General features: G+C 35.3%; 30 protein-coding genes. 29 read left to right on the forward strand and 1 reads right to left on the reverse strand.

The genetic code is table 11. The features are described from left to right. Positions 1 to 36 precede the first annotated feature (36 nt). On the forward strand, positions 37 to 285 hold the full coding sequence (locus IGI80_RS14805) for a hypothetical protein (protein ID WP_438724062.1): 249 nt from the start codon (positions 37 to 39) through the stop codon (positions 283 to 285). An 11-nt stretch (positions 286 to 296) separates the two neighbouring features. Further along, on the forward strand, positions 297 to 527 hold the full coding sequence (locus IGI80_RS14810; RefSeq protein ID WP_438724064.1) for a hypothetical protein: 231 nt from the start codon (positions 297 to 299) through the stop codon (positions 525 to 527). A gap of 10 nt (positions 528 to 537) precedes the next feature. Here IGI80_RS14810 and IGI80_RS14815 read toward each other — a convergent pair whose 3' ends face one another. Next, positions 538 to 1,029: a hypothetical protein gene (locus IGI80_RS14815; RefSeq protein WP_438724066.1), complete on the reverse strand. Its 492-nt coding sequence runs from the start codon at positions 1,027 to 1,029 to the stop codon at positions 538 to 540. Between the two features lie 58 nt (positions 1,030 to 1,087). On the opposite strand from IGI80_RS14815, the gene IGI80_RS14820 reads away from it, so the two are divergent. The 27 genes from IGI80_RS14820 to IGI80_RS14950 all read left to right on the forward strand — a co-directional run bounded on the left by IGI80_RS14820 (position 1,088) and on the right by IGI80_RS14950 (position 22,183). Next, positions 1,088 to 1,333: a hypothetical protein gene (locus tag IGI80_RS14820; RefSeq protein ID WP_438724068.1), complete on the forward strand. Its 246-nt coding sequence runs from the start codon at positions 1,088 to 1,090 to the stop codon at positions 1,331 to 1,333. A gap of 176 nt (positions 1,334 to 1,509) precedes the next feature. Then, on the forward strand, positions 1,510 to 2,013 hold the full coding sequence (locus IGI80_RS14825; protein ID WP_438724069.1) for a hypothetical protein: 504 nt from the start codon (positions 1,510 to 1,512) through the stop codon (positions 2,011 to 2,013). A gap of 43 nt (positions 2,014 to 2,056) precedes the next feature. After that, positions 2,057 to 2,383, forward strand: coding sequence for a hypothetical protein (locus IGI80_RS14830; RefSeq protein ID WP_438724070.1), 327 nt, complete (start codon positions 2,057 to 2,059; stop codon positions 2,381 to 2,383). Continuing rightward, positions 2,383 to 2,787 (forward strand): DUF961 family protein, encoded by a 405-nt coding sequence (locus IGI80_RS14835; protein WP_438724071.1) that lies wholly within the window; start codon positions 2,383 to 2,385, stop codon positions 2,785 to 2,787. The genes IGI80_RS14830 and IGI80_RS14835 overlap by 1 nt, the downstream gene beginning before the upstream one ends. 145 nt (positions 2,788 to 2,932) lie before the next feature. After that, positions 2,933 to 3,085 carry a DUF6906 family protein gene (locus tag IGI80_RS14840; RefSeq protein ID WP_438724072.1) on the forward strand — a complete coding sequence of 51 codons (153 nt, stop codon included), beginning with the start codon at positions 2,933 to 2,935 and terminating at the stop codon, positions 3,083 to 3,085. A 140-nt stretch (positions 3,086 to 3,225) separates the two neighbouring features. Further along, the gene (locus tag IGI80_RS14845; protein ID WP_438724073.1) at positions 3,226 to 3,531 is read left to right on the forward strand and encodes a hypothetical protein; all 306 of its coding nucleotides are present in this window, start codon (positions 3,226 to 3,228) and stop codon (positions 3,529 to 3,531) included. Between the two features lie 42 nt (positions 3,532 to 3,573). Continuing rightward, a complete protein-coding gene (locus IGI80_RS14850; protein ID WP_438724074.1) occupies positions 3,574 to 3,855 on the forward strand; it encodes a hypothetical protein in 282 nt (93 codons plus the stop codon). Positions 3,856 to 4,047: 192 nt separating this feature from the next. Further along, positions 4,048 to 4,374: a nucleotidyltransferase family protein gene (locus IGI80_RS14855; protein WP_438724259.1), complete on the forward strand. Its 327-nt coding sequence runs from the start codon at positions 4,048 to 4,050 to the stop codon at positions 4,372 to 4,374. Then, a complete protein-coding gene (locus IGI80_RS14860; protein WP_438724075.1) occupies positions 4,364 to 4,747 on the forward strand; it encodes a HepT-like ribonuclease domain-containing protein in 384 nt (127 codons plus the stop codon). Before IGI80_RS14855 ends, IGI80_RS14860 begins: the two co-directional genes overlap by 11 nt. Next, on the forward strand, positions 4,747 to 5,079 hold the full coding sequence (locus tag IGI80_RS14865; protein WP_438724076.1) for a DUF3850 domain-containing protein: 333 nt from the start codon (positions 4,747 to 4,749) through the stop codon (positions 5,077 to 5,079). The genes IGI80_RS14860 and IGI80_RS14865 overlap by 1 nt, the downstream gene beginning before the upstream one ends. After that, positions 5,060 to 6,568, forward strand: a complete 1,509-nt coding sequence (locus IGI80_RS14870) for an FtsK/SpoIIIE domain-containing protein (protein ID WP_438724077.1) — start codon at positions 5,060 to 5,062, stop codon at positions 6,566 to 6,568. Before IGI80_RS14865 ends, IGI80_RS14870 begins: the two co-directional genes overlap by 20 nt. Positions 6,569 to 6,671: 103 nt before the next feature. After that, the gene (locus IGI80_RS14875) at positions 6,672 to 6,959 is read left to right on the forward strand and encodes a hypothetical protein (RefSeq protein WP_438724078.1); all 288 of its coding nucleotides are present in this window, start codon (positions 6,672 to 6,674) and stop codon (positions 6,957 to 6,959) included. Between the two features lie 9 nt (positions 6,960 to 6,968). Continuing rightward, the gene (locus IGI80_RS14880) at positions 6,969 to 7,373 is read left to right on the forward strand and encodes a hypothetical protein (protein ID WP_438724079.1); all 405 of its coding nucleotides are present in this window, start codon (positions 6,969 to 6,971) and stop codon (positions 7,371 to 7,373) included. 291 nt (positions 7,374 to 7,664) lie between these two features. Then, positions 7,665 to 8,948, forward strand: a complete 1,284-nt coding sequence (locus tag IGI80_RS14885; RefSeq protein WP_438724080.1) for a replication initiation factor domain-containing protein — start codon at positions 7,665 to 7,667, stop codon at positions 8,946 to 8,948. A gap of 88 nt (positions 8,949 to 9,036) precedes the next feature. Beyond that, positions 9,037 to 9,495, forward strand: coding sequence for a hypothetical protein (locus IGI80_RS14890; RefSeq protein ID WP_438724081.1), 459 nt, complete (start codon positions 9,037 to 9,039; stop codon positions 9,493 to 9,495). A gap of 1 nt (position 9,496) precedes the next feature. After that, entirely contained in the window at positions 9,497 to 9,913 is a 417-nt protein-coding gene (locus IGI80_RS14895) for a hypothetical protein (protein ID WP_438724082.1), read from the forward strand. Between the two features lie 30 nt (positions 9,914 to 9,943). Then, positions 9,944 to 10,996, forward strand: coding sequence for a conjugal transfer protein (locus IGI80_RS14900; protein ID WP_438724083.1), 1,053 nt, complete (start codon positions 9,944 to 9,946; stop codon positions 10,994 to 10,996). A 24-nt stretch (positions 10,997 to 11,020) separates the two neighbouring features. Continuing rightward, the gene (locus IGI80_RS14905) at positions 11,021 to 11,242 is read left to right on the forward strand and encodes a TcpD family membrane protein (protein ID WP_438724084.1); all 222 of its coding nucleotides are present in this window, start codon (positions 11,021 to 11,023) and stop codon (positions 11,240 to 11,242) included. Between the two features lies 1 nt (position 11,243). Further along, complete coding sequence (locus tag IGI80_RS14910) at positions 11,244 to 11,687, forward strand: TcpE family conjugal transfer membrane protein (RefSeq protein ID WP_438724085.1); 444 nt, start codon at positions 11,244 to 11,246, stop codon at positions 11,685 to 11,687. A 20-nt stretch (positions 11,688 to 11,707) separates the two neighbouring features. Further along, on the forward strand, positions 11,708 to 12,712 hold the full coding sequence (locus IGI80_RS14915; protein WP_438724086.1) for a hypothetical protein: 1,005 nt from the start codon (positions 11,708 to 11,710) through the stop codon (positions 12,710 to 12,712). Positions 12,713 to 12,718: 6 nt separating this feature from the next. Continuing rightward, complete coding sequence (locus IGI80_RS14920) at positions 12,719 to 14,239, forward strand: ATP-binding protein (RefSeq protein ID WP_438724087.1); 1,521 nt, start codon at positions 12,719 to 12,721, stop codon at positions 14,237 to 14,239. A 16-nt stretch (positions 14,240 to 14,255) separates the two neighbouring features. Then, positions 14,256 to 16,316 carry a CD3337/EF1877 family mobilome membrane protein gene (locus IGI80_RS14925; protein ID WP_438724088.1) on the forward strand — a complete coding sequence of 687 codons (2,061 nt, stop codon included), beginning with the start codon at positions 14,256 to 14,258 and terminating at the stop codon, positions 16,314 to 16,316. Position 16,317: 1 nt separating this feature from the next. Beyond that, entirely contained in the window at positions 16,318 to 17,337 is a 1,020-nt protein-coding gene (locus IGI80_RS14930) for a phage tail tip lysozyme (RefSeq protein ID WP_438724089.1), read from the forward strand. 18 nt (positions 17,338 to 17,355) lie between these two features. Then, a complete protein-coding gene (locus tag IGI80_RS14935; RefSeq protein WP_438724090.1) occupies positions 17,356 to 18,384 on the forward strand; it encodes a hypothetical protein in 1,029 nt (342 codons plus the stop codon). A gap of 79 nt (positions 18,385 to 18,463) precedes the next feature. Then, entirely contained in the window at positions 18,464 to 19,048 is a 585-nt protein-coding gene (locus tag IGI80_RS14940) for an EF0163 family protein (protein ID WP_438724091.1), read from the forward strand. Positions 19,049 to 19,330: 282 nt separating this feature from the next. Then, complete coding sequence (locus IGI80_RS14945) at positions 19,331 to 20,131, forward strand: hypothetical protein (RefSeq protein ID WP_438724092.1); 801 nt, start codon at positions 19,331 to 19,333, stop codon at positions 20,129 to 20,131. A 1,116-nt stretch (positions 20,132 to 21,247) separates the two neighbouring features. Next, positions 21,248 to 22,183, forward strand: coding sequence for an IS30 family transposase (locus IGI80_RS14950; protein WP_438724093.1), 936 nt, complete (start codon positions 21,248 to 21,250; stop codon positions 22,181 to 22,183). Positions 22,184 to 22,230: the final 47 nt, after the last annotated feature.

Below are 22,230 nucleotides of genomic sequence, written 5' to 3' on the forward strand. Positions count from 1 at the left end.
GTTTTTTTTGTATTCAAAAAGCAAAGGAGGGAAGTCATGAAAGAAGAAGTATTACTTTTCGCTGAGAGATTTGTTGAAGGCATGAAACGTGAGAAAAAAGCCTTCGCTATGTCAGATATAGAAAAGAGCTATAATTTAGAACGTGAAAAAAATGGGAAGCCTGCTGTCAAGTTAACTAATATGGAGCGTTTAACCCTTGTAAGTCGCTTGTTAAGAAAACAACTTTTACAGCGAACGTATAAAAAGACAACTGATCCTAAATGCTGTCAGGTTTTGTTTTTCTAGGAGGATTGAAAATGAATAAATGGGACAAAAAAATGTGTTGGTATATAGTTGTTTTCTTATTTTTCAACACGGTGAATACATTGTTTTTCTATTCTTTAATTTATGTTTTAAGAATTAAGGTGACGCATTTCTCTTGGCTGTTCTTTTTTGGATTATTCTCGTTTTCTGTTTGGTATCTGTTGTTTGTTATTTTTGTTGTATTGATTGCTTTTTGTCCTATTATTCAGGATTCGGCTGACTGAGCGATTGGATTTAGTTGTGTTTAAACTCTAATTTCAACCAAATAAAAATAAAATAATAACATTGTAAAGAAAAGTATAAATTTCCAAATAAAAAGCCTTGTATGGTCCAATTAAAAATAAAATTAGAGAATTCTGGGTGATTGATCTTATCAATAACAGTTAAATCTGCGAATTGTGTGAGAATAGTGCAGAGTAAGGTTAAAACAGCTAGTAACTCTTTAACGGATAAAATAAATAATTTTATTTTCTTTTTCTTTTTAATAGATTTATTTAAAAAAACAGAAATGGCTGTTAATGAAAGTGCAAAACACCAAAATAGTATTTTGTATATTGATTTGGTAGTTAAGTTGTTAAAAAAAGAGAATGAATAAATAACAATCGCAAAAGAAAAAAATGATATTAAGTAGAGAATACAAAAGTTTGCTAGAATGTCGCTATGGTTTTTATAAGCATCAATTATTTTTGTTTTGTTTTTCTTATTAAATATCATCTTAAATATCACCTTAAATATCATCTGGTAATTCACCTTTCTTTTAAATATTGATAGGAGTTGAGTTTTATTGAAATTAATTGGCAGTATTGTGTGTTACGTTTTGCGTGTTCTATTATTTCTTATCCCTCATGCTGTTCTTATATTTTTTGTTTTTTCGGGGTTATTTGATGATATAGCAGAAGCAACTGTTTGGCAAGATCATTTTTTTAGATTCGCGTTCTCTGTACTTGCTCTTTTTTATTTGTTCTTTTATGCGCTTAGTTTGGGTGTAATGTTTCCATATATTAATGGTGATTCTGAAGAGGATTCATAAAAAAGCAAGTAAGTGAGGGAGGTGATGATTTTTTAGTTCGAAAAAATTTTTAACATGTATAAGTATATTTTTAGTTTGCTAAAATAGCAGTCGATCTTTCGAATGTAAAGAGCGGCTTTTTTGATTTGAAAAATACAAAGAAAGGCTAGTGCTGATACTAGTTAGGTACAAAAATAATGAGCACAGTAGATGTACGAGAATTAATTGAAAAGGATCAATTTTTTATTGGAAGTTATCCGAATAATTTTTCAGTGGGTCGCTGGTTCTCTGTCGAAGAGTTGGCCAATTCTTCCTATGGTCGTATTCATAAAGAATATTTAGAACGTTTCAATCCTGGTCAAGCGGCCGAGTTAGAATTAGGAGTATTTGATGTAGATAATGCTTCTGGTCTTTGGCGTGGAGAATATGAGGTGTCGCGTTTGCTTCATTTAATTAAGGAAATTGATGCTACAAAAGATTATGAAATTGGAGTTGATTTCTTTGAATTTGAAGAAGGAGAATTTCGTTGTCTAATACCAAATCCATATGAAGCGGCTAGAATGGTTTATTTTGGCAATATTCGTAGCTGGGATGATGACTATCTTCGTTTCAATGGCTATGGCAATTTAGAAAGTTTATCTGAAGCAGAAGCAAAAGAGTTAAAAAGAGAGGCAATCAAGGATTTGGGTATTTTCCAATAACATGATTGCTTTAATAAAAATTAATTGAAAGAAGGAAATTATTGTGTCAAGTAGAATTCAAGAAATTGCATTAAGTGATAAAAATTTAGGAAGTAAAATTAAAGCTGCTTTTAAATCAGAACGTGATATTAAGGTGGATGGTGCGAAAGTTAGAGGCCGTGTTTTTGCTGCTTCAAGTGAAAAACAACGTGACTTTGAAATTTTTGTTCCTCATTTACGAAACTCACAAATGTTTAATGGTCGTGAAGAAATAAAACTAATTGATCCAGTAGCACGAATCAATGTAAAGCGTAATAACATTGGGAATAGTCGCTCAATTGACATGGTAGTTTATGCAAAACGTTTAGAAGTTGTAGGAGGTAATAAATAATGGGATTAACATTTGAAAATAACACGATTGAAAATTTTGATGTAACAGGAACATTCGGTACGATGAATTTCTTAGAAGTAGTTGCTATTAACGAACGAGATGGTGAAAATAACATTACTGACGAAGTTCGTGAACAAAGAGTAACGGTTTATTCTAGCAAATTAAATGACCAAGTAGAAATTGCAATTGATTCAGACTATGACGTTAGTGGTATCAATTATGATGATGAAATCGAGTTGACTGGACATGTAACGGCTCGTGGGTGGCTTAATGCTTATAAAGGGTATAATGACGATATACAAACAGAACAAGCCTTTAAAGTGCGTGCAGTAGGGATTAAAAAAGTAGGAATTGTCAAACCAACGCCAGCACCTCAAGAAAAAGAAAAACAAGAAAAAAAATAATTTACTGAAAGAAAACGGTATTTGGATAAATCGGTAAACCGATTGTTAGTTATTAAGGGCATTCTAACGAGTGCCCTTTTTATTATTAATTTGTGTCGGCAAAGCTTGCTAATAGACATTAATAATAAAGAATAGGAGTGGTTAAATGAAGCATGGAAAGTGCCCATTTAGAAAAGAAAAAGAGTTATTAAAAAGTCATAGATTGAACCCAATGAATTGGTTAGTCGAAAGGCGGCTGAAGAGTAGTGTTATTTTTCTTCATAAAGAAAGTGGTAATTTGAAAGAAATACATTATTAGAAGAGGTTTATGGTATGCAAGTGAACTACTCACCACTTAGCTAAACCTGACAGTTTTTAACGCTTGAAGTGGTGAGTAGTTCACATATAAAAGAATGGAAGCTTTTGAAAAATAAGTGAAAGGTGGTGTCTTGTAAGTTAATGAGTAGTCTGTCGAAAAAAATGGAGCAGAAACAAGTAAAATATCGATCATTTTTGCAAAGAAGAATTCGTATATATCGTGGTTGGCAAAGTTTCGCTTACTATAATGAATTGTACTTAACGTTGTTTGATGAAACATGTCATAATCTTATTCAATTCTTATTGCTAGAGGAGTCTTATTTTGAAAGTGAACAAACAATTTTGAAATTATTAGATAGTTTTTTGGATCAATTAGTTCGAGTTTATGATCTAAAGTTTTATGAGGGTTTTGAAAAGAAAGTTTATTTTGAAGAGTACCCAGTTTAAATTATAAAAGGGAAAAGTAATGATAAATATTGAGGTGAATTAATGACAAATGACAGTCAATCGCAAGAAAAAGCGTACAGCGAATTTAAAAACAAGTTACAACAAGTTTTTGATGAAAAATTTCAATCAGAACAAAAAAGACGCTATTTTGATGCTTTCTTCACTATCTCGAATGCGTGCCATGAATTTAGAAAAGAATTACTTTTATTAGATGAACCACTCCAACAAGATCAAGTAAAAAATTTAATGGGAAGTAAATTTGACTTAGCAAAACATGAAATTTATACGCAGGCAACTCAATTTTTTAATGAAAAAGGGGTTTAGTGAATGAGTGTCATAACGAATTATATTTAGCATTGATGAAATGAGTAACAGTTTTAGTCAAATTTTGTTGCTTGAGGGTTTTGAAAAAAGTGTGTTTTCGAGAATATTCGGTAGGAATAAGTGTGGTAAATTGCTTGTGATTGTTTGATGGCTTATAATGGCTTTAGAATAGACGTTAGAAGAGGTGAAAAAATGGTAATGACAATGAAAGAGATTAAAGAACGTGTGAAGCCTATAGCAGAAAAACACAATGTCCCAGTCGTTTATGTCTTTGGTTCTTATGCACGTAATGAAGCAAAAGAAACCAGTGATATTGATTTTGCTGTAGATATTACAGGACAATCAGAAGAAGCCTATTGGAATTTGTATGGAGATTTCTTTGAAGAATTAAAAGAAGCTGTAGCGCATGAGATTGATTTAGTGGAGCTAGAAACTCTTGTTGAAACGCAAGATAAACCTGAAAGAAGAGAATTGTTGGCTACCATTTTAAAGGAAGGTGTAAAGGTATTTGAGAGATAATAAAGCTAAGGATTTACGTTTGTTAAGAGGAACGCTGATCTACATTGAAGATATAGAACAGACACTCAATCGTTTTGGAAGGGATTATGAAACCTTCTATCATGATAGAGTGTTTTTTAATGCAATCAGTATGTGTTTAATGCAAATTGGTGAATATACTGTTGGGAATAGTGGCTTTTCAGAAGAATTTAAAGAGAAAAATAGTGGTAAAGTTGATTGGAAAAGACTTAGGAATATGAGGAATATGTTTGCACATTCGTATAGCACAATGAATGAACGTCAGATTTATCGTATGGCTACAGAATATATTCCAGTGTATAAAGAATTTTGTTTACAAGCACTTGCTGAATTAAGGAAAAGGCAGGGGAAATAATGGAAGAATATTTGAGATTTTTTGAGAGTTTGCCAAGATTCCATGTGTTAAAAATTAAACCGTGTTATTTTAATGATGTTATTTCTGGATTAAAAACGTTTGAAATTAGAAAAAACGATAGAAATTTTCAAGTTGGAGATATACTGGTTTTAGCGGAGTATGATGATTTTAAATTTACTAATCGAATGACATTTGTTCGAGTTGTATATTTAACTTCCTTTGAACAAAAAGTAGGCTTTTGTGTCTTGGGTATACAATTACCTAAAAAAATAAGAAAGCTTGATTTTATTATTTTTGATGAAGGTAGCTTATATGTTGAAAAAATTATTTAGATACCGAGGTCGAAGAATTCGTTATTCTTCCAGAAATTTGTTGGCACTCTATCGAGTGTTATTTTTTATGCCAATTTTAGCATGTTTAGGCTATTTTATGGGCTATAAATGGGTTTATCCTTTGTATCTTTCAAATCCGCCTGATTGGAAAGTGTATGTTGTGCCAGCATTAATAATTATGGGTATTTCGATAGGTTCAATCGTACTAATCACATTTCTTGTTAAAGCTTCGATTATCAATTCAGGGTATTTTTCTAAAGTAGAACAACGTCAAGTGCTAGCACGTATGATTCTTGACAATGGGTATTATACGAAGAAACAAGTTAAAACTAGTGACGGCAAAACAAAAGAAAAAATTAAGTTTCCAAAAATTTATTATAAGTCTACAAAAAATAGTATTTTCATTTCATTTGAAACAGCTGGTAATAAATTTCAAGAAAAGTTTGAAAACATCGGCGGTTTTTTAGAAACAGCCTTGCATGCGGATAATTTAAATCAGACCAGCGAGAAAGGATTTGTAATGTATGAATTAGCAACTGATGTGTACAGTAAACGTATTTCTATTAGAGATATGCAAGCAGATAAAGGCAAAGTGCAGTTGATGAAAGGCTTGTATTGGCATTTTGATAAAGACCCGCACATGTTGATTGGAGGAGGAACTGGAGGAGGCAAAACTTTTACCATTCTTTCTTTGATCTATGCTTTATGTCGTGTTGGTGAAATAGAAATTTGCGACCCTAAAAATTCTGATTTAATGGCACTAGGTAAATTGCCGATGTTTGCAGGAAAAGTGCATACAGGAAAAAAAGATATTACTAACTGTTTAAAAAATGCAGTTGAGTTAATGGATGAACGTTTTAAAAAGATGAATAATAGCCCTGGTGTCAAAATGGGTAAAAATTATGCCTACTATGGATTTAAGCCAAAATTTATTATCGTAGATGAATTTGCGGCATTTAAAGCAGAGTTAGCCAATGATTATGCAACGGACGGAGAAGTTGACGAGTATTTAACGCAATTAATCTTAAAAGCTCGTCAAGCAGGGATTTTCTTTATAGTTGCTATGCAAAGGCCAGATGGTGAATTTATCAAAACATCATTAAGAGATCAATTTATGTTTCGTATGTCTGTTGGCCGTTTATCCGAAACTGGTATTTGGATGATTTTTGGTGATGAAAACAAAAATAAAAAATTCAAATACGTTGAAAAAATTGACGGACAAAAAGTCTACGGTCGTGGCTATGTTGCCTTAGGTGGTTCAGTAGCAAGGGAATTTTACAGTCCACAAGTGCCAGCGGATTTTGATTTTATTGAAGAATTTATCAAAATTTCAAAAGAGCTAGGTTATACAGAAGCATCAAAAGAAGTACAAGAAGAAGTATCTCAAAAAATAGCTAAGCATGTAGATAAAGAAGCTCTCGCAGAAATTGATGAAGAATTAGAATTGAAAAAAGCAAAATTGAATAAATTGAGTGAAAAAATCGGTTAAAGCTGTTTTGCTGGATTCTGTTGCCGTATATAATTTATGGATAATCAAGGATCAAAAATTGTTGAAGAAGTAAGTTTTGCCTTGAATGAGGGAGGAAAAGAAAGTGAAATTTAAATCGCAAGGACAAATGTTAAGTTATATAAAAGAAAAGGAACAAGAAATTATTAAAGAAATTGATAGTAGAGCTGAGAAGGAAGGAGTTACAGATGATAATAAATTGTCTGATTATAAGTCGTTAGTGACTTCTATTTTAGATACAGAAGCTTTTTATGATGAAGATAGACCAGTTGAGGAAAAGAAATTTTCAACGTCACAAGAAGTTGATAAGTATTTAGAAACAAGATTTAAGGAGCACATGGATTCTGCTTGGAAAGAAATGTTTGGTAAGTAGGTGTAGAACATGTTTTCGTTTGAGGAAGTGATTTTACAGCTTGAGAATAAAATTGCATTAAAAACATTAAAAAACTGGGCAAATAAAATTGAAAAAGTAACTGATAAACGTTTTGAACGTAGATATGCGAAAAATAGTTCGGGTCATACGTATAGCTATAAAGTGTTTTCTGTTAAAGATGTGGAAGACTTTAAAGAGCTTATAAGTTTAAGAGAAAGTAATGTTCCTTTAGAAGAATCAATGACAAGTGTATTTATGTCCGAGGAAGGAAGAGAATATTATTTTGATAAAAAGTCTTTTTTAAATATGAAAAGAGATATAAAAGAACTAGTTGAATTAAGTCAGTCGATTTTAGCAGAAAACGCTGAATTAAAAGAAAGGATTGTCGTATTGGAAAAACTGTTGGAAAACTGACGGCTGTTTATTGTAAGGATTGTTGCTAGTGATAAGTTGGTGGGGGCGTAGCGAAGCGAGAGCCCCCACCAACTTTTAGCAACATAAAATCCTTTTGGAATGAACAGCCGTAAGGTGGGCGAATGCCCACCTTTTTTAATTCTACCCCCCTTTTATAACATGGGGGTAGAATTAAACATACCGTATAAAAAAGTAGTTTGAATGCTTACTCCCGCAAGGGATTGAGCAATTGAGATTTTGGCAACTTTTTTAGTATATGTTGGCAACTTTTTGGTAGGAAGGTTTTAGTAGATGAGGAGTGTTGATTTAAAGCGACTTAGAAAAGAATTGAGGTTAAGGCAAGTTGATATGTGTAAATTATTATCGGTTGATAAAGGTTTCTACTCAAAATTAGAATCTGGGAAACGTTCGATAACAATAGAAATGGAACAAAAGATTATTGATGTATTGAATTTAGATGGTGGGCATGCTTCGGTAGAAGCAAAAATTGACTTTTTGAGAATTCGATTTAAAACAATGCGTGTTCAAACAGTTATTGAAAAAATTCTTCACATGGATATGAACTGGTTTACTCATGAAAACAGAGGGTTTTATCACTACACCGAAACCTTTTATTATGGCTCGATTCGGATATTTAGAAATCCAGAAGAGAGCAATATGGGGATCATGTTAGATTTATCAGGTGAAGGTTGTCGTCAATTAGAAGAAATCTTTGAGGAAGATAATAACCGATCGTGGACAGAATTTTTTCGTTCGCTTTACGATGATGATATTTTTGGTCAAGGTATTTTGGTAGATACAAAAATCACTCGAATTGATATTGCGCTTGATGAATTGATTGTTGAGGGTGAAGAGAATTTTGAATTGTACGACTTAAAAGAAAAAATGGAACAAGGATTAGTTGACACAACTTTTAAAAATTTTGATTTCAACGGTGGTTTTGCTTATGAAGGTGGAAAAATGGTGAATAAAGGACTATCTCTTTATTTCGGCAGTCGTCAATCGCCGCTATATTTTAACTTTTATCAAAAAGACTACGAGTTAGCACGAAAAGAAAAAATGTCAGTCGAAGATGCTCGTTTAAAACATGAAATTAAGAACCGCTATGAAATTCGTTTGGCCGATGAAAAAGCATTCCTCTTTGTTGAATATTTTCTATCGAGTGGAGAAAGTTTAGATTGGCTAGTGAAGGAAGTTATCAATGCTTCATTAAATGTTTATGAAATGAAAAACGGAATGAAAGTTTTTTGTCAGTCATGGTATAACGTCATTGATAAAATGGACGGGTTAAAACTCTCTGTTCAAGGTGAAAAGCCGTCTATTGAAAAAACACTTCGGTGGTTATCAAATTATTTAGCCCCTTCCTTAAAAATGATTAAACTGGTTGATAATTATATGGGGACAAATGAATTAATGGAACGGATTGATTCAGCAGAACTAAAAGAAAAACATGAAGAAATGATTGAAATGGTCTGTTTGGATGCAAAAGATTTACTTTTAGAGAATGGGAATAATGATGCTTTAAGAGAATACATGAGCCAAACATTTGATTTAGAGGATGCCTACCCGTTTTAAATTTTTTAGTATGGTTGGAAGAGTTAAGGGAAGAATTTATAGAAAGATACCATAAATATTACAGAAAAATGGAAAGGAGTTGTATTTTATGAATCAAAATATTATGCCAATTTTTAGAGAGCATAGCAAATTTTACCAAAAGTATTCAAAAGTACCAGTTCCTGAAATGCTACGATTGCATGGATTCATAGTTGATGAAATCCCAATTGATGAGGAAGATATTGTTTATTTCGAGAAACATAAACAATTTATTTTAGGAAATATTGGGCTAAGCGATATTCCTTTTAATGTGAAAAAAGAGTTTAGCGCAGAATTCTCATTATCAGCTATCACCAGTGTATTTGTAGAAGGACGCTATACACGAACGCCGACAGGTGAAAAAATGTATAGTAGTTATTTCTATTATTTCTACAAGGAAGGTTTCTTATCTTCGGGTTACAAAGTGAATAGACGGACATATGCTGATCGAGTAACTAAATCAATGTTTTTAAAAACCTTTGAAAAACAAATCGTTATGTTTAAAAAAGAAAAGAACGGAGTGAAATGAAATGAACGCCACTAAACGAGTTACTCAATTTATTCAACGGCTAGATGAGATTGAAGCAGAGATTCGAGCACCAACTAGCATGCAACTATCAGCGATTCATGCTTGGTGTCAAAAGGTGTTGTCGTACGAAGAAAAGATAAATATCATGAAACAACACGTGTTTCAAGTGGACTTGGATTACTTCGAAGAACGCATTCGAACTTATGGGAATAGCTATGTAGATCGTTTTAATCGAGAATTAGCTCTGCAACAAGAAGCCGAAGAACGTTTTATTCGTTTTTGCATGTTTATTGATGAAGTGATTCATCAAGTGAAAGCTTATCTAGTAGACTTTGAGAAAAGTTTGGCAGACGTACAGTGTATTAAACAACAATTGCAACAAATGAGTGAAATGCATTGGCTACAAGCCGCGCTCTAATTAAAAAAAATAAACAAGGAGGTTTTCTGTTTGAAAGAATTACTTACGGGCTTTAAACGTAAACTAAAAAAGTCCCCTTCAGCTTTACCAAAACAAAAGAAAAAATGGCCAGTAAAACACCTTACGATTGGATTGTTTAGTTTACTCGGCCTTTTTATTATGATTGGGCTAGTGGGTCTTTTTCAAGGAATTAATGTGACTGGTCAATTATCCGGTCTGAAATCAACGATTCAACTGGTAGACGATAAAGCCACTGAAAAGAGAATTTTTGCCCAAGATAATCCGCAATTGGATGTTTTTTTAGAAAACTTTGTCCAATTGTACTGTACAAAAAGTCCTGATTCTGATGAAATGGCCAAACGCAAACAAGCTTTACAAGCTTATTGGGCAAAAGATATTTCTTTACCAGAAGAGACGGTGAAACAAACCGTGCGATTAAAAAATAGCCGCTTATTAACACTGGAAAAAGACCAAGGCTTAGCGGTGGCGCTGATGAAAGTCACACTACAAGTATCCGGTAAAAAAGAACAAGAAGTGAAAAAAGAAGTTACAGAAAAACGGGCAGGGAAAGAAGAAAAGAAAACCATTGTTGAAAAAGAAACAGTCCCTTTCGAAGCGGAAGATACGTATATTTTACGAATTCCCTATGTACAAGAAGATACTGCGATTCGAATTATGGCTTTACCTTCTATTGCCCCAATGACCATGACTAATGATCAAGTAACAGGTCGCACATTTCAACACCTAACAGAGCTAGAAAATATGTCAGAAGCAGAGACAGAACGCTTAAAAACATTCGTGACGGAATTTTTTACGAAGTATAGCACGAGTTCCGCTGAGGATATGCGCTATATGATGACCAAACCAGAGGGTTTAAAGGGACTGGTGACATTTGTCCGCTTAGGCGAACCTTTTATTGCGAAGAAAGACGGTGACCATTATGTAGTGGGCGGCACGGTCTTTTTTTTATTGCCTAAATTAACGTTGGAACAAGAGGAATCATTTGAATTAAGAATTCATAATACGGATCAGGGCTATGTTGTGGACGAGTATAGCCATTTTCCAGCAAAAACAACCAAGTAAAAAAAGAATAGGAAGTGAAAAACCATGGGTTTAAGTACATTAGTTGATTTTGTGTTAACGCAAGGGAAAAATGCAGTAATTATTGCAGGTATATTTATGCTTGTTAAGCATGGTGTCGGAGGAAAGATTGGAAAAATTGCCATTTCTTTATTGATTATTGGTCTTGCTTGGTATGTTTTAGGCGATCCAAGAAAACCATTAGATGCGTTGGCACAACTTGTTGGCAAAGTATTTGGAGGGAAGTAGAATGGAACGTGAACCGTATCATTACACTCGATTATTTACGGAACCTATAAAAATACGTTACATTGGTAATTATTTTCGATTACCATTTGCTGTCGCTATGATGGACGCCATTACCTTTGCGGTAGTGGCTCTTTTTATCTGGTTGTTCTTTCATCGAATAGTGGAACATTTGAGCGAAACGTCTTCTTTAGCGTATTGGATCTTTTATGGTCTAGCGCCTTTCGGAGGTGTTACTTTAATCAATAAGGTGCGCCCAGAGGGCAAGAAAATTCATTACTACTTATGGGATTCTGTGGTGTATTATTTCCGATGGTATCGCCCTAAGAAGAAGATTTGTCAAGGAAGAGTTGTCGCCAACCGTATTGAACATGCTCAAAACACTTTTGTTCTCTATGATGACAATGATTCTCAACATAACAAAGGTGATGAAATAAATGATCACTAAAAAAACAAGGAGGACTTCATGTGCAAATTGAATTACCCTATAAAAAACACCAAGATAATCTGTTATTGACCCGCACCAATGAGGTGTGGGCTTTTTATAAAGTTTATCCCACCAATGTCTCGCGTCATAATCCCCAAAAACGACAAGAAGTGAATCAAGATACGGCGCGGCTATCCAAAGCTCTTGCACCTTATAAAGATTTTATGTACAGTGGGCTACCTAGGAATCTAGATATGCATAGTAAAGCGAAAGAGTTAAAACCGATGTTTGCGCCTGGTGAAGAGAAGCTGGCAGAACATTACTTAGACAATAGTATTACGCTATTGGAAAAAGACAATGGCTTGATTTATGAGCGGGGCTATTTGGTAGAGGTAAAGATTTCATCCAATCGTGAAACGACTAGTTTGAAATCAGCGTTTAAAGCCGCCTTAAAACAGGTAGCGGTAGGTGTGATGGGATTACTAGGTTTTGAACTTGAGAGTACGCAGTCTTATTTTGATGACGTCCGACAAGCCGAAGAAGATCTGTTTACAACCATGAGATTACATGGCGGACAACGTCTGACCCATGAAGAACTCTTGTATCATACTCGTTCTCCCTTTATTCGTAATCAACCTCATAAAGTACAAGAAGAAGTCTTGTTTTATGATGTTCAAGAAGCCGGTCAGGCGTTAGTAGATAGCAGCGAGTTCCTAAAAGAAAACGGGGAAACAGTCACCGGGGTTTTAAAACTATCTAGTGAAACAGGCACGTCGTATGTCAAGATTTTACCGATTTATGATTTACCTGATCATGGGGCTGGTTTAGATTTACATCGTTTCGCAGAAGAACAAGGGTTTCCAGTGGAATTTCTTTCTAAAATACAGACGTCCGACCCCAAAATGGTGGGGCTAAAGTTGCATTTTAATGAAGGAAAATTAAAAGAACAAGAATCTCACGCGGCTTACCATCAAGAAGAAGTAGGGAAAAAGAACTTGATTCTTCGGTTTTTAAGTAAATATTTACGCGATGAAATGGATGATTAGGAACCGTTGTTTAAACATTTAGATTGCTTGGTTGTATATGGACGTACCGTTGAACAGATCCTTGAACGCGCAAAAGGCCTACAAAAACTCCTACAAGGAAAAGTGGGGGTTTCCCTTGCGACTAAAGACCAAATGCGGTTGTTTTACCAACTATTGCCTGGGGTACCGTTAACTGAAAAAAGTTGGATTTCGTCTAGTAACGCAGAAGCATTAGGTGAATATGCGTTTGCCACGGCGGAGTACATTGGTATGCGTTCCGGTTTTTATATTGGCCGTATTGATACCGTTGGCGAAAGCTTGAAAGGGCAAACCGTACAAGAATTGGTGGAATATTCGTCACGGTATGTGTTTTTAAATCCACTAGCGATTGCGGAAGGAATTGCTGGGGCATTGTATGATACGCCTCATATTGCCATTACTGGTAAAAGTGGGAAAGGAAAAACTTTTTTAGCTGGAATTATTTTCTTGTATTCCAGCCTATTTGATGTGCAGTGTTTGTTTGTGGATCCTAAGGCGGAAAAACGACAAGCGTTTGAAGCCGTGCTAAAGGATCCTTATTATCAACAAACGTATCCTTGGTTCTGTGATTATTTACGGCGAATCCATTATGTGACGTTAGATGCAGAATCAAGCGCCAATTTCGGGGTGTTAGATCCGTTTGTTTTCCAAACACGCGCTGAAGAAATGTTAACAACGATTGATGACATGTTAAAGGAATTACTCCCTAATTTAACTGGACAAGAGGAAGCGAAAGTGTCCAATGCGATTCATGATGCGTTTCAAACCGTCTACCAGCGGAAATTAGCAGGAGAAACCGTTGGTTCCTTACATGTCGTTGAAGAATTAACCCATGCGACAGATGAAGTAGTGAAAGAATATGGGGCGTACTTACACCACCAAATTTTAGCAACCAATATGCGGTTGGCTTTTTCGTATGGTGAAAACCCAGGGTTAGATTTTTCAAAACGTGTCTCGGTTTTAGAAATTAAAGATTTGAAATTACCGGATAAAGATACCCAGGCTTATACGAAAGAAGACCGTCGGTCATTGGCTTTGATGATTGCTTTATCCCGTTTTTGTGTGAAATTTGGTTCTCGTGATCGTCATAAAAATACGTCAATTTATTTCACTGAAGCTTGGACGTTATCCAACTCGCAAAAAGGGGCGGCTTTGATTGAAGAAATGGGACGTGTGGGTCGGAGTTATAAAAATCAAATGATTTTAGATACCCAATTCATTAAAGATGTGTTGAATGAAGATGGGACAGGAAACTTTGGCTTACTGTTTTGTTTTGATGAAGAGACTGACCGTGAAAATATTTTACGGTTATTAGGTCTGGAAGTAAATGAAACGAATCTAAAGGAAATGCAACATATGATTAAAGGTCAGTGTTGGTTCCGTGATTTAGTCGGTGATGTCGCCAAATTAAATGTACATTGTCAATTTGAAGAAATAGCGGCTTGTCTAAAAACAGTGGATAAAACAGCCTTTTCTAAAGCGGAAGAACTATCCCTAGGCACCAGGTAAAGGAGGGAAACTAGGAATGATTGAAGAAAAAGATTTATCTCGCTTATTACCGGTTTTCTTTGAAACCGATGGCTTTTTGGCTAAGTTACTAGGGGATCTGGCACAAAACTGGTTCACTATGACTTGTCTAATTGGGTTTGGTTTAAACACCTTACTTTTTGAAGCCATTAACGGGTTAATGACCTTGATGTATCAAAAGAATGTCTTTTTAGATTACCTAGATGACTTCTTTTTATTTTCTCAAAAGATTTACCAAACGGCGTTTGATTTCTCTAAACCGAATTCATTAGGTTATTTCTTGGTGTTAGTGTTGGTCGGAACAATTGGCTTTAAATTTTTAACGAATAGACGGGAGGAAGCCAAACGATTAGCCTGGCGCTTTCTACTCGTGTTGGTGATTGCGATTGGTTGGTTTGGTGGTCTACAAAATCAAAGTGGTCAAGATGGGCGTTACTATGTTCGAACGATTGAAAATGTAGCGGATAGTGTGGAAAGCTTTTTACTGCAGGCAACCGGTACGTTTGTATCTGGGCGTGACACAGGAACCGTTTCACTAACAGAACTTAACGCGAATCCAACGAAGGCGGCAAGTACGCTTTATTTTCAAAAAGCGGTTGTTGAACCGTACTTATTAATGAATTATGGAACCACTGATGTCGGGAAGTTAGAAAAATTAGGCATTGATCCTCGAGAATTTGTGGACGGTTCTAGCGAAGAATTAGAGGAGAAATTAGACGAAGCTAAAAAACAATTCGAAAAGGAAGAAGGGGATTTAAAAAATACCCGCAGTTATTTAGATATTTCACACGGGCCATTTAAAATAATGGTGAGTATCACCAGTGTTTTTGGGAATTTGGCGATTGGGATTCCGTTATTGACCATGGTCTTTACCCGGTTTATTTTCCAAATTGTCGCCCTCTTTTTACTTTTGTTTTTACCTTTTAATTTAATGATGGCCTTGTTACCAACTAAAAATCAACGGATATTGAATAAAACCTTTGGGAATTTGGTAGCGATGTTGTTTGGTAAAGCTTTTCTTTCGATTGGTTTTGTGGCCTTATTCTTACTCTTTAATTTAATTGATGGTTTGGTGGCGCCGACGTCGTTACCTCTTTATTTGGCGAACGGGGTATTGAAGGCTGTAGCTTTGTTTGTTTTATGGAAAAAACGTACGGCATTCTTTGAAAAAATGGGCTTGGGCTATGTGGCCAATGTGCCTAAACAAGGAAAACAAGCGGTGCAACAAACAGCGAAAGAGATGGCTCAAGCGCCGCAAGAACTTAAACGAAAAGGGTTATCATTGGCGAACAAAACATTGTCTGCGGCTACTAAAGTTCCATTGCTTCCACCACAGATGAAAGCTGGGTTACAAGCCGCACAGTTAGCAGTAAAAGCCAAACAAGGGCTGAGTCAAGCGGCTACCGATACGAAAGCAAAAGGAGCGCAACGAGCAACTGCTGGCAATCAGTCAAGTGGAAATGCCACCCCACCTCAAAATACGAATGGTATTCCACCTAAAAGCAATCAAGCCGGGGGACAAGCTCCTATTCCTACGACGGATAGTGTAGCACCCAAGGCACCTGGGGTACGTAACGCAATGCCAGTGTTCTTACCACCGGAAACAGTAAGCCAATCTCGTCTCCCGCACCGCTTAAAAATTCCGTCTAGTGGTCTTGCACCGGTACCTTTTGAGGTAACGCCTGAACGACAAGCACAATTAAAACGTGTGATCCAACGTCAGAAAGCCACTGGTACGCATGGTCACGTGATGTTGTCGCAACAAGTAATGCGTGAAAGAGTGACCCAACAAGCAATGGGAAGCTATGAAGGAAAAGGTGAAACGGATAGAACTAATCCGCCATCGTCAGTGTCCAAGGTAGCCATGAATTCGACCGAACCACTTTTATCGGCAGAAATTCACCAAACAGCGGCACGTCAGGCAACAAAAATAGTAACTAATCAATCGCAAAAACTATATAGTGTGCCACAAGTGGAAACGCTGGCTAGTTCGTCTCCGCAACCAAGAGTGATTGTAAATCCTAAAACAGTAACTAATCAAACGAAGAGTGGTGAATAAAATGAAAAAACTCGGTTGTCTCTTTTTTGTTTTATTGGGTCTGTTTTCACCACTTTTATTATTTTCTGGCGCGAAGAAAGAGACAAGTTTTATGGCTTTTGAACCGGCGACAGAACAAGAACGAGTCGCACAACAAGTGTTTTCCTTTGTGCTAGCCCACGGGGGCACAGAAGAATTCGTTAGTGCCTGGCTAGGAAATGTGGAAGCAGAAAGCGGCTTACGACCAGAGGCGATTCAAAGTAGCCTTTCTTATAAGGAAGCGTGGGCTAAAGATCCCGCTGTTGATGGGTACGCATTTGGTTTGTTTCAATATGACGGGGGACGTCGAGTGAATCTCCTTAACTATGCCCATAAGCAGAAAAAAGATTGGCAAGACGTAACTATTCAATTAGAGTATGCCTGGGACTTTGACGGTTCCGATAGTGAACTATTGAAAAGTTTTAGTAAGAGGAAAGACTTATCCGCCATTACCATTGACCTATTACTAAAGTGGGAACGAGCAGGCACGGGAGGTAATCAAGCGGAACAACAAAAAAGAATTGCGAATGCGCAAGGCTGGTATAATCGCTTAGTTAAAGGTCAAGGGTTAAAAAATACGCACCAAGGTGGGGGAACGATTGTCGCTTTAGAAAAGAAACTCGGACAACCTATTTACAATCAAGAGTGTTATGGCTTAACGGCTTATTATGTGGATCAATTAGGTGGCCCCAAATTGATGGGTTCAGGTCATATGAACGCGTGGCAAATTGGGGAAGACTATGATTGGCATTCATATGGTTGGCAAGTCATTTTTCACCCAACATTTAAAGACCTTCGCCCGGGAGATATTATCAATTATGCCCCTCACCAAGCGCTATCGCCTGGAAGTTTCGGCCATACGGGCGTGATTGCCAGCATAGGCAAAGATGGTCAGTTTACTAGTTATGAACAAAACGCAGAAAAAGGTCGGATTTGTGCCTTATATAGTCGGCAATGGGGGCGTGAATTCAACGAAGTGTCTAGTATTGTTCGAAAAAAATAAATGACAGGAGATAGGTGTATGCGAAAAGGGATAAAAGCGATGAGTTATATAGGATTAGCCACTTTGTGGCTGTTCCTATTTTTAGTTGTCGGACGTCTGATAGGTTATGAGACTAACTGGTCAGATATCAGTCAAAGTATGGCAAGTACGGGGTTAGGATTGTTCGAATTGATGTTAATGGTTCTACCTTTGACTTTGTTTAAATCAGAAGTGAGACAAGAATTCAGAGAAACGATAGACAATTTCTCAAATGAGCTCTATGAAAAAGGGTGGTGTCCTTTAGTAGAAAATAGTTACACTAAGCCATTTTGGTGGTGTCAACTCTACCATTTAGGCGTGTTCCTTCGTTATGTAGGAGGTCTTCTTTTTTTCTTCCTTCTGGTGAAAGGGTGTCTGTATTTCCATGTTCAACTAGGTTTGAATTATGAGCTATTTCTTGCCTTGTGCCAGCTATTTATGGTGTATACAGTGTTTGATTTAGTCGCTAAACTGATTTTAGTTTATTTAAAGGAATTAGGAAATTGGATGGCTATAGGTATGGTCTTCAGAAAAATAATAATCTTATTGATTTTAACAGCGGCTTCTAGTATTTCTATTGCGGCGTTTGACCAAATGGGCAAAGGAGATGGACTGGTAATACCTACATTGTTTTGGTGGTTAGGAGGAATGATTGTTTCATTCTACGGGTTATCACGAGGAATTAATTACTTCTTCAAAAAAAACATTCAACGAGTGATCCTTTACGGGCGGGTAAACAATGCGTCTTTCAGTCAAGAACGCTTAGTCGATATTAAAAGTATTCATTTTGGCCCCTATCAAGAAGTGTTAACGTTAGAAGGTCTGACAATGAATCAATCCCTGGTTATTTTTCGAGGTGCTTCGTTAAAGGCTAATCGAGTGGTGATTGACCGATTTTGTCCAGTTACAACAATCCTACACGTCAAAACCAGATACGGCGGGTGTCCATTCACAATCACCTTACCTAATCTAGTTGAATCTCTAGAAGAAATTAAAACTCCTTTTTCTCCGGTAATAACTGATAAATAAGTAGAATTTCATTCTTCGTAGGTTGGCTATAATAAAAGGAACAAAAAAATACATGGGGATAATGTAAGTGAGGTGCAAAATGAAAATAAGTAAACAAATAGGTGGTTTAGCCTTAGGGTGTTTGGGCATGTTTCTATTAACAGCTTGTCAAGCACCGCAAGAAGAACAAGCCACGAAAGCAGGTTATGAAGTTGAACAAGAGGCTAAAGGGGGTACTTCTTTATCGTTTGATCAAAAAGAGGAACAACAAGAAACAACAAATCAATCTTCCATCACATTAAAAGAAAATGCCACAACGTCTGATTCACACCAGGAAGAGGCAAAAGAGGTTGATGTCCCCTTAGAACTTCTAAACAAATTCGGTAAAGCCTATGCGAACTATCGGGGCTTACAAGACCGAAATAAGCAATTGTTGCCTTTAATGAGTAAACAAGCGGCGGAAGAAAATGGGATTTATGTGGATGATAAAAATAGTGGCAATGCCTTACATTCGAAAGGGGTTGTCAAACATATTTATCAGCCAGTAGAAGAATCTAAAGATGAATACGCCATTTTGTTAGAATGTATCCAAAATAAAGTCAATGTGACCATTCTTTTAAGCGTAACAGTGAAAGAGAATCAAGTGACTAAGATGGCTTATTACACGTTAAAGAAAGAATATTAGTTAAATTGTTGATTAGTTTGTCAGGCTTGCATTTTTCCTCTTTGTTTCATGTAAAATAAGTTTTTCACAACTCCTATAGTTGTTTGGCTAAAAATTAAATAAGAATAGTTATTAATCTTTAATAAGATTAATGAGAGAACTCTAATTATGTATAATAAAAATATCTTAGCGAGCATTATAAATGATTTTCTTTTGTTTTTTTACTAGTCGACTAAACGAAAAGAAGAGCGTTCGCCGCGAAGATATTTTTTAGTTATTTTAATCAAACTTAGGAGGTCATATATGAAAAAGAAAATGTTAGTGAAATTTATTGCTGGTCTATCGATAGTATCAATTGCTCTCACAGGGTTTCCTTTAAATCTTTTAATCGATAATTTAGATGGTAGTCAAGTATTAGCAGCAGAAAATACATTAGAATTATCTGATATTTCTGATGATATTGTTATTCCTGAAGTAGATAATGAACGTTTAAATAAACTTGAGGAAACTATCGAAGAAGGTGATTATGATAATATTCAAGATTTAAATCAGGAAGAACTAACCAATTTTTTAGAAGCTGTTGATGTAGAAGTGGCATTAGCAGATTTGCCTACAGAAGAAGATGCAGAAGCATATAAACAGGGATTGTTAGATTTATTTGATCCAAAATCTGATGTTTATAATAATGTAGAAGGTGCTACTGAACAAATTATTGAAGAAATAGATAGTAACCATTCTAGTGTTTTTGATAAAATTGATGGAGAAGATGCTTTAGCTGCTAGAGCTAGATATAGGATAAGAATATCTACTAAAGTTGTTGCTGCTGGTATTAATCTATTAGTTAGTTTAATTTGTGGAGGCATAGGTAGTGGTGCTGTTAGAGCGGTTATAAGGAAGTTTGGTACTAAAAGAGCTATAGATCTTATTAACAGAAGAATAGTTGGTAAATTAACAGTTTGGGGAATAAAACAATTTGTAGGTATTAATTTTATAACACAATTAGTATCTACAACTATAAGAAACGTACTTGATCCAGGGAGCTATATTGCTAGAAGAATTGATGCGATTGATAGATGTGGAACTACAGGCTATATAGAATATTGAATATTTTTCGAACAGGATAGGTGATTTAATGGAATTATATTTTTGGCTTCTAGTTATTGTTATCTTAGCTATTTTAGGGCTAGGGTTATATTTTAGAGAATGGTTTTACATTTACCCTAAAGAACGAGAAAAACACACTGGTAAAAAAACTACATTTCTAGAATATATTGTACTGATTTTGGTTAGTTTAATTATTTTAGTTATCATGTTTTGGTGGCAGTATATTCATCAAAATTGATGAAGAAAACAAATTTTAGTGTTATTAAAAAAATCAGTAACAATGAGTCTTGCTTGTACAAATGTAGATAATAATATTACTGTTTTATTGGAAGAAAAAGAAATTCCTGATGTTTGAAGTTGTATATACCTGCCTTAAGCTACTCTCTTTTTATAACTATTAATTTTTTTGAAAGTAGAAACAAGAGTAAGCATTGGATGATTGTCACGTTACTATAGTAATTTGTGTTAGTTACTTTATATTCCGAAACGGTTTTAGCTAAATGATCAGACTTAATAAATAAAAAAAACTAGGAAGAATTGGATTGAGTTGTGGTGAAAACAAAGTCAAAAAAGAAATGGATATTCTTATTGATATTTTGGATACTAGTAGATATTGCTATTAATTATTTTTTTAGTGATTATTTTAAAATACATCGTGGTATTTCGTTTGTTGTCTTTCTTCTTAGAGTGTCACTATGTTTTTATATTTTGTGCAAATTGTTTATTGAAGATCTCATTAAAAATAAGCAAGGGGTAAATAAAGATGAAAAATAAAAGAAGGGTCAAGCGATTTTTTATTAGCGGAATAACTCTTGTAACTACGTACTTTTTGATGAAATTTTGTATAGAAACAAGATCAATAGCATGGCTGATTTTAGGATTTTTGTTGTGTGATGGTGTTTTTTATCTGAAAGATGTCGTGATTTGTCTGTTAGACTTGGATTAATTTTGTTTAAGAAACAATAGATAATAATTATGCACAATAAATGTTTTATTTTAAGTTGAAACAAGTTATTTTAAGAATTAAATGATAAAAAAGACTAGAAAAAAAGAACTCCTTTGTGTATAGTTTGAATCACCATAAACCAAACTAAACCACAGAAAGGAGTTCTCTTTTTGAACTATAAACAGTTTAACATAGATGAACGGGCGTGTATAGCGTCTTTTTTAAGGGAAGGTAAAAGTTATTCAGCGATTGCAGAGCTTTTGGGACGCTCTGTTTCTTCAGTTTCTCGTGAGATAAAAAGAAACGCGAATGAACAAGGTGTATATAACCCTTCGTTAGCACAAATCAAAGCCGATACGAGAAAAACACAAAAGAAAAATCGTTCGAAATATTCACTAACGTTGAAACAAAAAATTGAAGCTGATTTATTAAAGGGTTGGTCACCTGAACAAATTGTTGGAACTTATCGAACTCCCGAGGATTCCTTCGTTTGTCATAAAACTATTTATCGTTGGCTTAGAAAAGGTGATTTAGTCAACGGAAATGTGATAGTGTTACGCAGAAAAGGGGAAAAGTATAAGCGCCGGACCGATGTTAATAGAATGAGGGGCGGGAAAAACATTCGTGATCGCCCTAAAGAAGCGCGGGATAGAAAACGTATTGGAGACTTTGAATTAGATACCGTTGTGGGTTGTAAAGGAACCAAGAGTTGCTTGCTTACCATAGTTGATCGAAAAAGTCGCTTTTTATTTGCAAGATTAATTCCTGATAGAACCGCTGCTCGTGTGGCAAACGAAATTTCACGTGTACTATCTGATGAAGTCGTTCATACGCTTACGGCAGATAACGGTAAAGAATTTAGCAATTTTTCTGAGATCGAACAAAACTTGCAGACAGAAGTTTATTTTGCTGATCCTTACGCTTCCTGGCAACGAGGAACAAACGAAAACACGAATGGTTTATTACGTGAGTATGTTCCTAAAGGTGTAGATATTGGTACGTATACACAAGAACAAATTCAAGAATATGTGTATATGCTTAATACTCGACCACGAAAAGTTTTGAATTATCAAACACCAGAACAAGTTTATTATTCTGATGCTTGAGTTACATAATTGAATAGTTTCATAAATTGGGGGTGAAAAAAATTATC

Origin of the sequence: Enterococcus sp. DIV1420a (assembly GCF_051712165.1) — a bacterium.
In the GTDB taxonomy this organism is placed as follows: Bacteria; Bacillota; Bacilli; order Lactobacillales; family Enterococcaceae; genus Enterococcus; species Enterococcus faecalis.

Bases quoted from the DNA above. Each gene is read 5' to 3' on its own strand.
- IGI80_RS14845 (WP_438724073.1), top strand. From the start codon at position 3,226: ATGAGTAGTCTGTCGAAAAAAATGGAGCAGAAACAAGTAAAATATCGA.
- IGI80_RS14940 (WP_438724091.1), top strand. From the start codon at position 18,464: ATGAAAATAAGTAAACAAATAGGTGGTTTAGCCTTAGGGTGTTTGGGC.
- IGI80_RS14945 (WP_438724092.1), top strand. From the start codon at position 19,331: ATGAAAAAGAAAATGTTAGTGAAATTTATTGCTGGTCTATCGATAGTA.
- IGI80_RS14855 (WP_438724259.1), top strand. From the start codon at position 4,048: ATGGTAATGACAATGAAAGAGATTAAAGAACGTGTGAAGCCTATAGCA.
- IGI80_RS14895 (WP_438724082.1), top strand. From the start codon at position 9,497: ATGAACGCCACTAAACGAGTTACTCAATTTATTCAACGGCTAGATGAG.
- IGI80_RS14840 (WP_438724072.1), top strand. From the start codon at position 2,933: ATGAAGCATGGAAAGTGCCCATTTAGAAAAGAAAAAGAGTTATTAAAA.
- IGI80_RS14880 (WP_438724079.1), top strand. From the start codon at position 6,969: ATGTTTTCGTTTGAGGAAGTGATTTTACAGCTTGAGAATAAAATTGCA.
- IGI80_RS14805 (WP_438724062.1), top strand. From the start codon at position 37: ATGAAAGAAGAAGTATTACTTTTCGCTGAGAGATTTGTTGAAGGCATG.
- IGI80_RS14850 (WP_438724074.1), top strand. From the start codon at position 3,574: ATGACAAATGACAGTCAATCGCAAGAAAAAGCGTACAGCGAATTTAAA.
- IGI80_RS14905 (WP_438724084.1), top strand. From the start codon at position 11,021: ATGGGTTTAAGTACATTAGTTGATTTTGTGTTAACGCAAGGGAAAAAT.
- IGI80_RS14885 (WP_438724080.1), top strand. From the start codon at position 7,665: ATGAGGAGTGTTGATTTAAAGCGACTTAGAAAAGAATTGAGGTTAAGG.
- IGI80_RS14890 (WP_438724081.1), top strand. From the start codon at position 9,037: ATGAATCAAAATATTATGCCAATTTTTAGAGAGCATAGCAAATTTTAC.
- IGI80_RS14935 (WP_438724090.1), top strand. From the start codon at position 17,356: ATGCGAAAAGGGATAAAAGCGATGAGTTATATAGGATTAGCCACTTTG.
- IGI80_RS14925 (WP_438724088.1), top strand. From the start codon at position 14,256: ATGATTGAAGAAAAAGATTTATCTCGCTTATTACCGGTTTTCTTTGAA.
- IGI80_RS14810 (WP_438724064.1), top strand. From the start codon at position 297: ATGAATAAATGGGACAAAAAAATGTGTTGGTATATAGTTGTTTTCTTA.
- IGI80_RS14930 (WP_438724089.1), top strand. From the start codon at position 16,318: ATGAAAAAACTCGGTTGTCTCTTTTTTGTTTTATTGGGTCTGTTTTCA.
- IGI80_RS14825 (WP_438724069.1), top strand. From the start codon at position 1,510: ATGAGCACAGTAGATGTACGAGAATTAATTGAAAAGGATCAATTTTTT.
- IGI80_RS14910 (WP_438724085.1), top strand. From the start codon at position 11,244: ATGGAACGTGAACCGTATCATTACACTCGATTATTTACGGAACCTATA.
- IGI80_RS14870 (WP_438724077.1), top strand. From the start codon at position 5,060: ATGTTGAAAAAATTATTTAGATACCGAGGTCGAAGAATTCGTTATTCT.
- IGI80_RS14865 (WP_438724076.1), top strand. From the start codon at position 4,747: ATGGAAGAATATTTGAGATTTTTTGAGAGTTTGCCAAGATTCCATGTG.
- IGI80_RS14835 (WP_438724071.1), top strand. From the start codon at position 2,383: ATGGGATTAACATTTGAAAATAACACGATTGAAAATTTTGATGTAACA.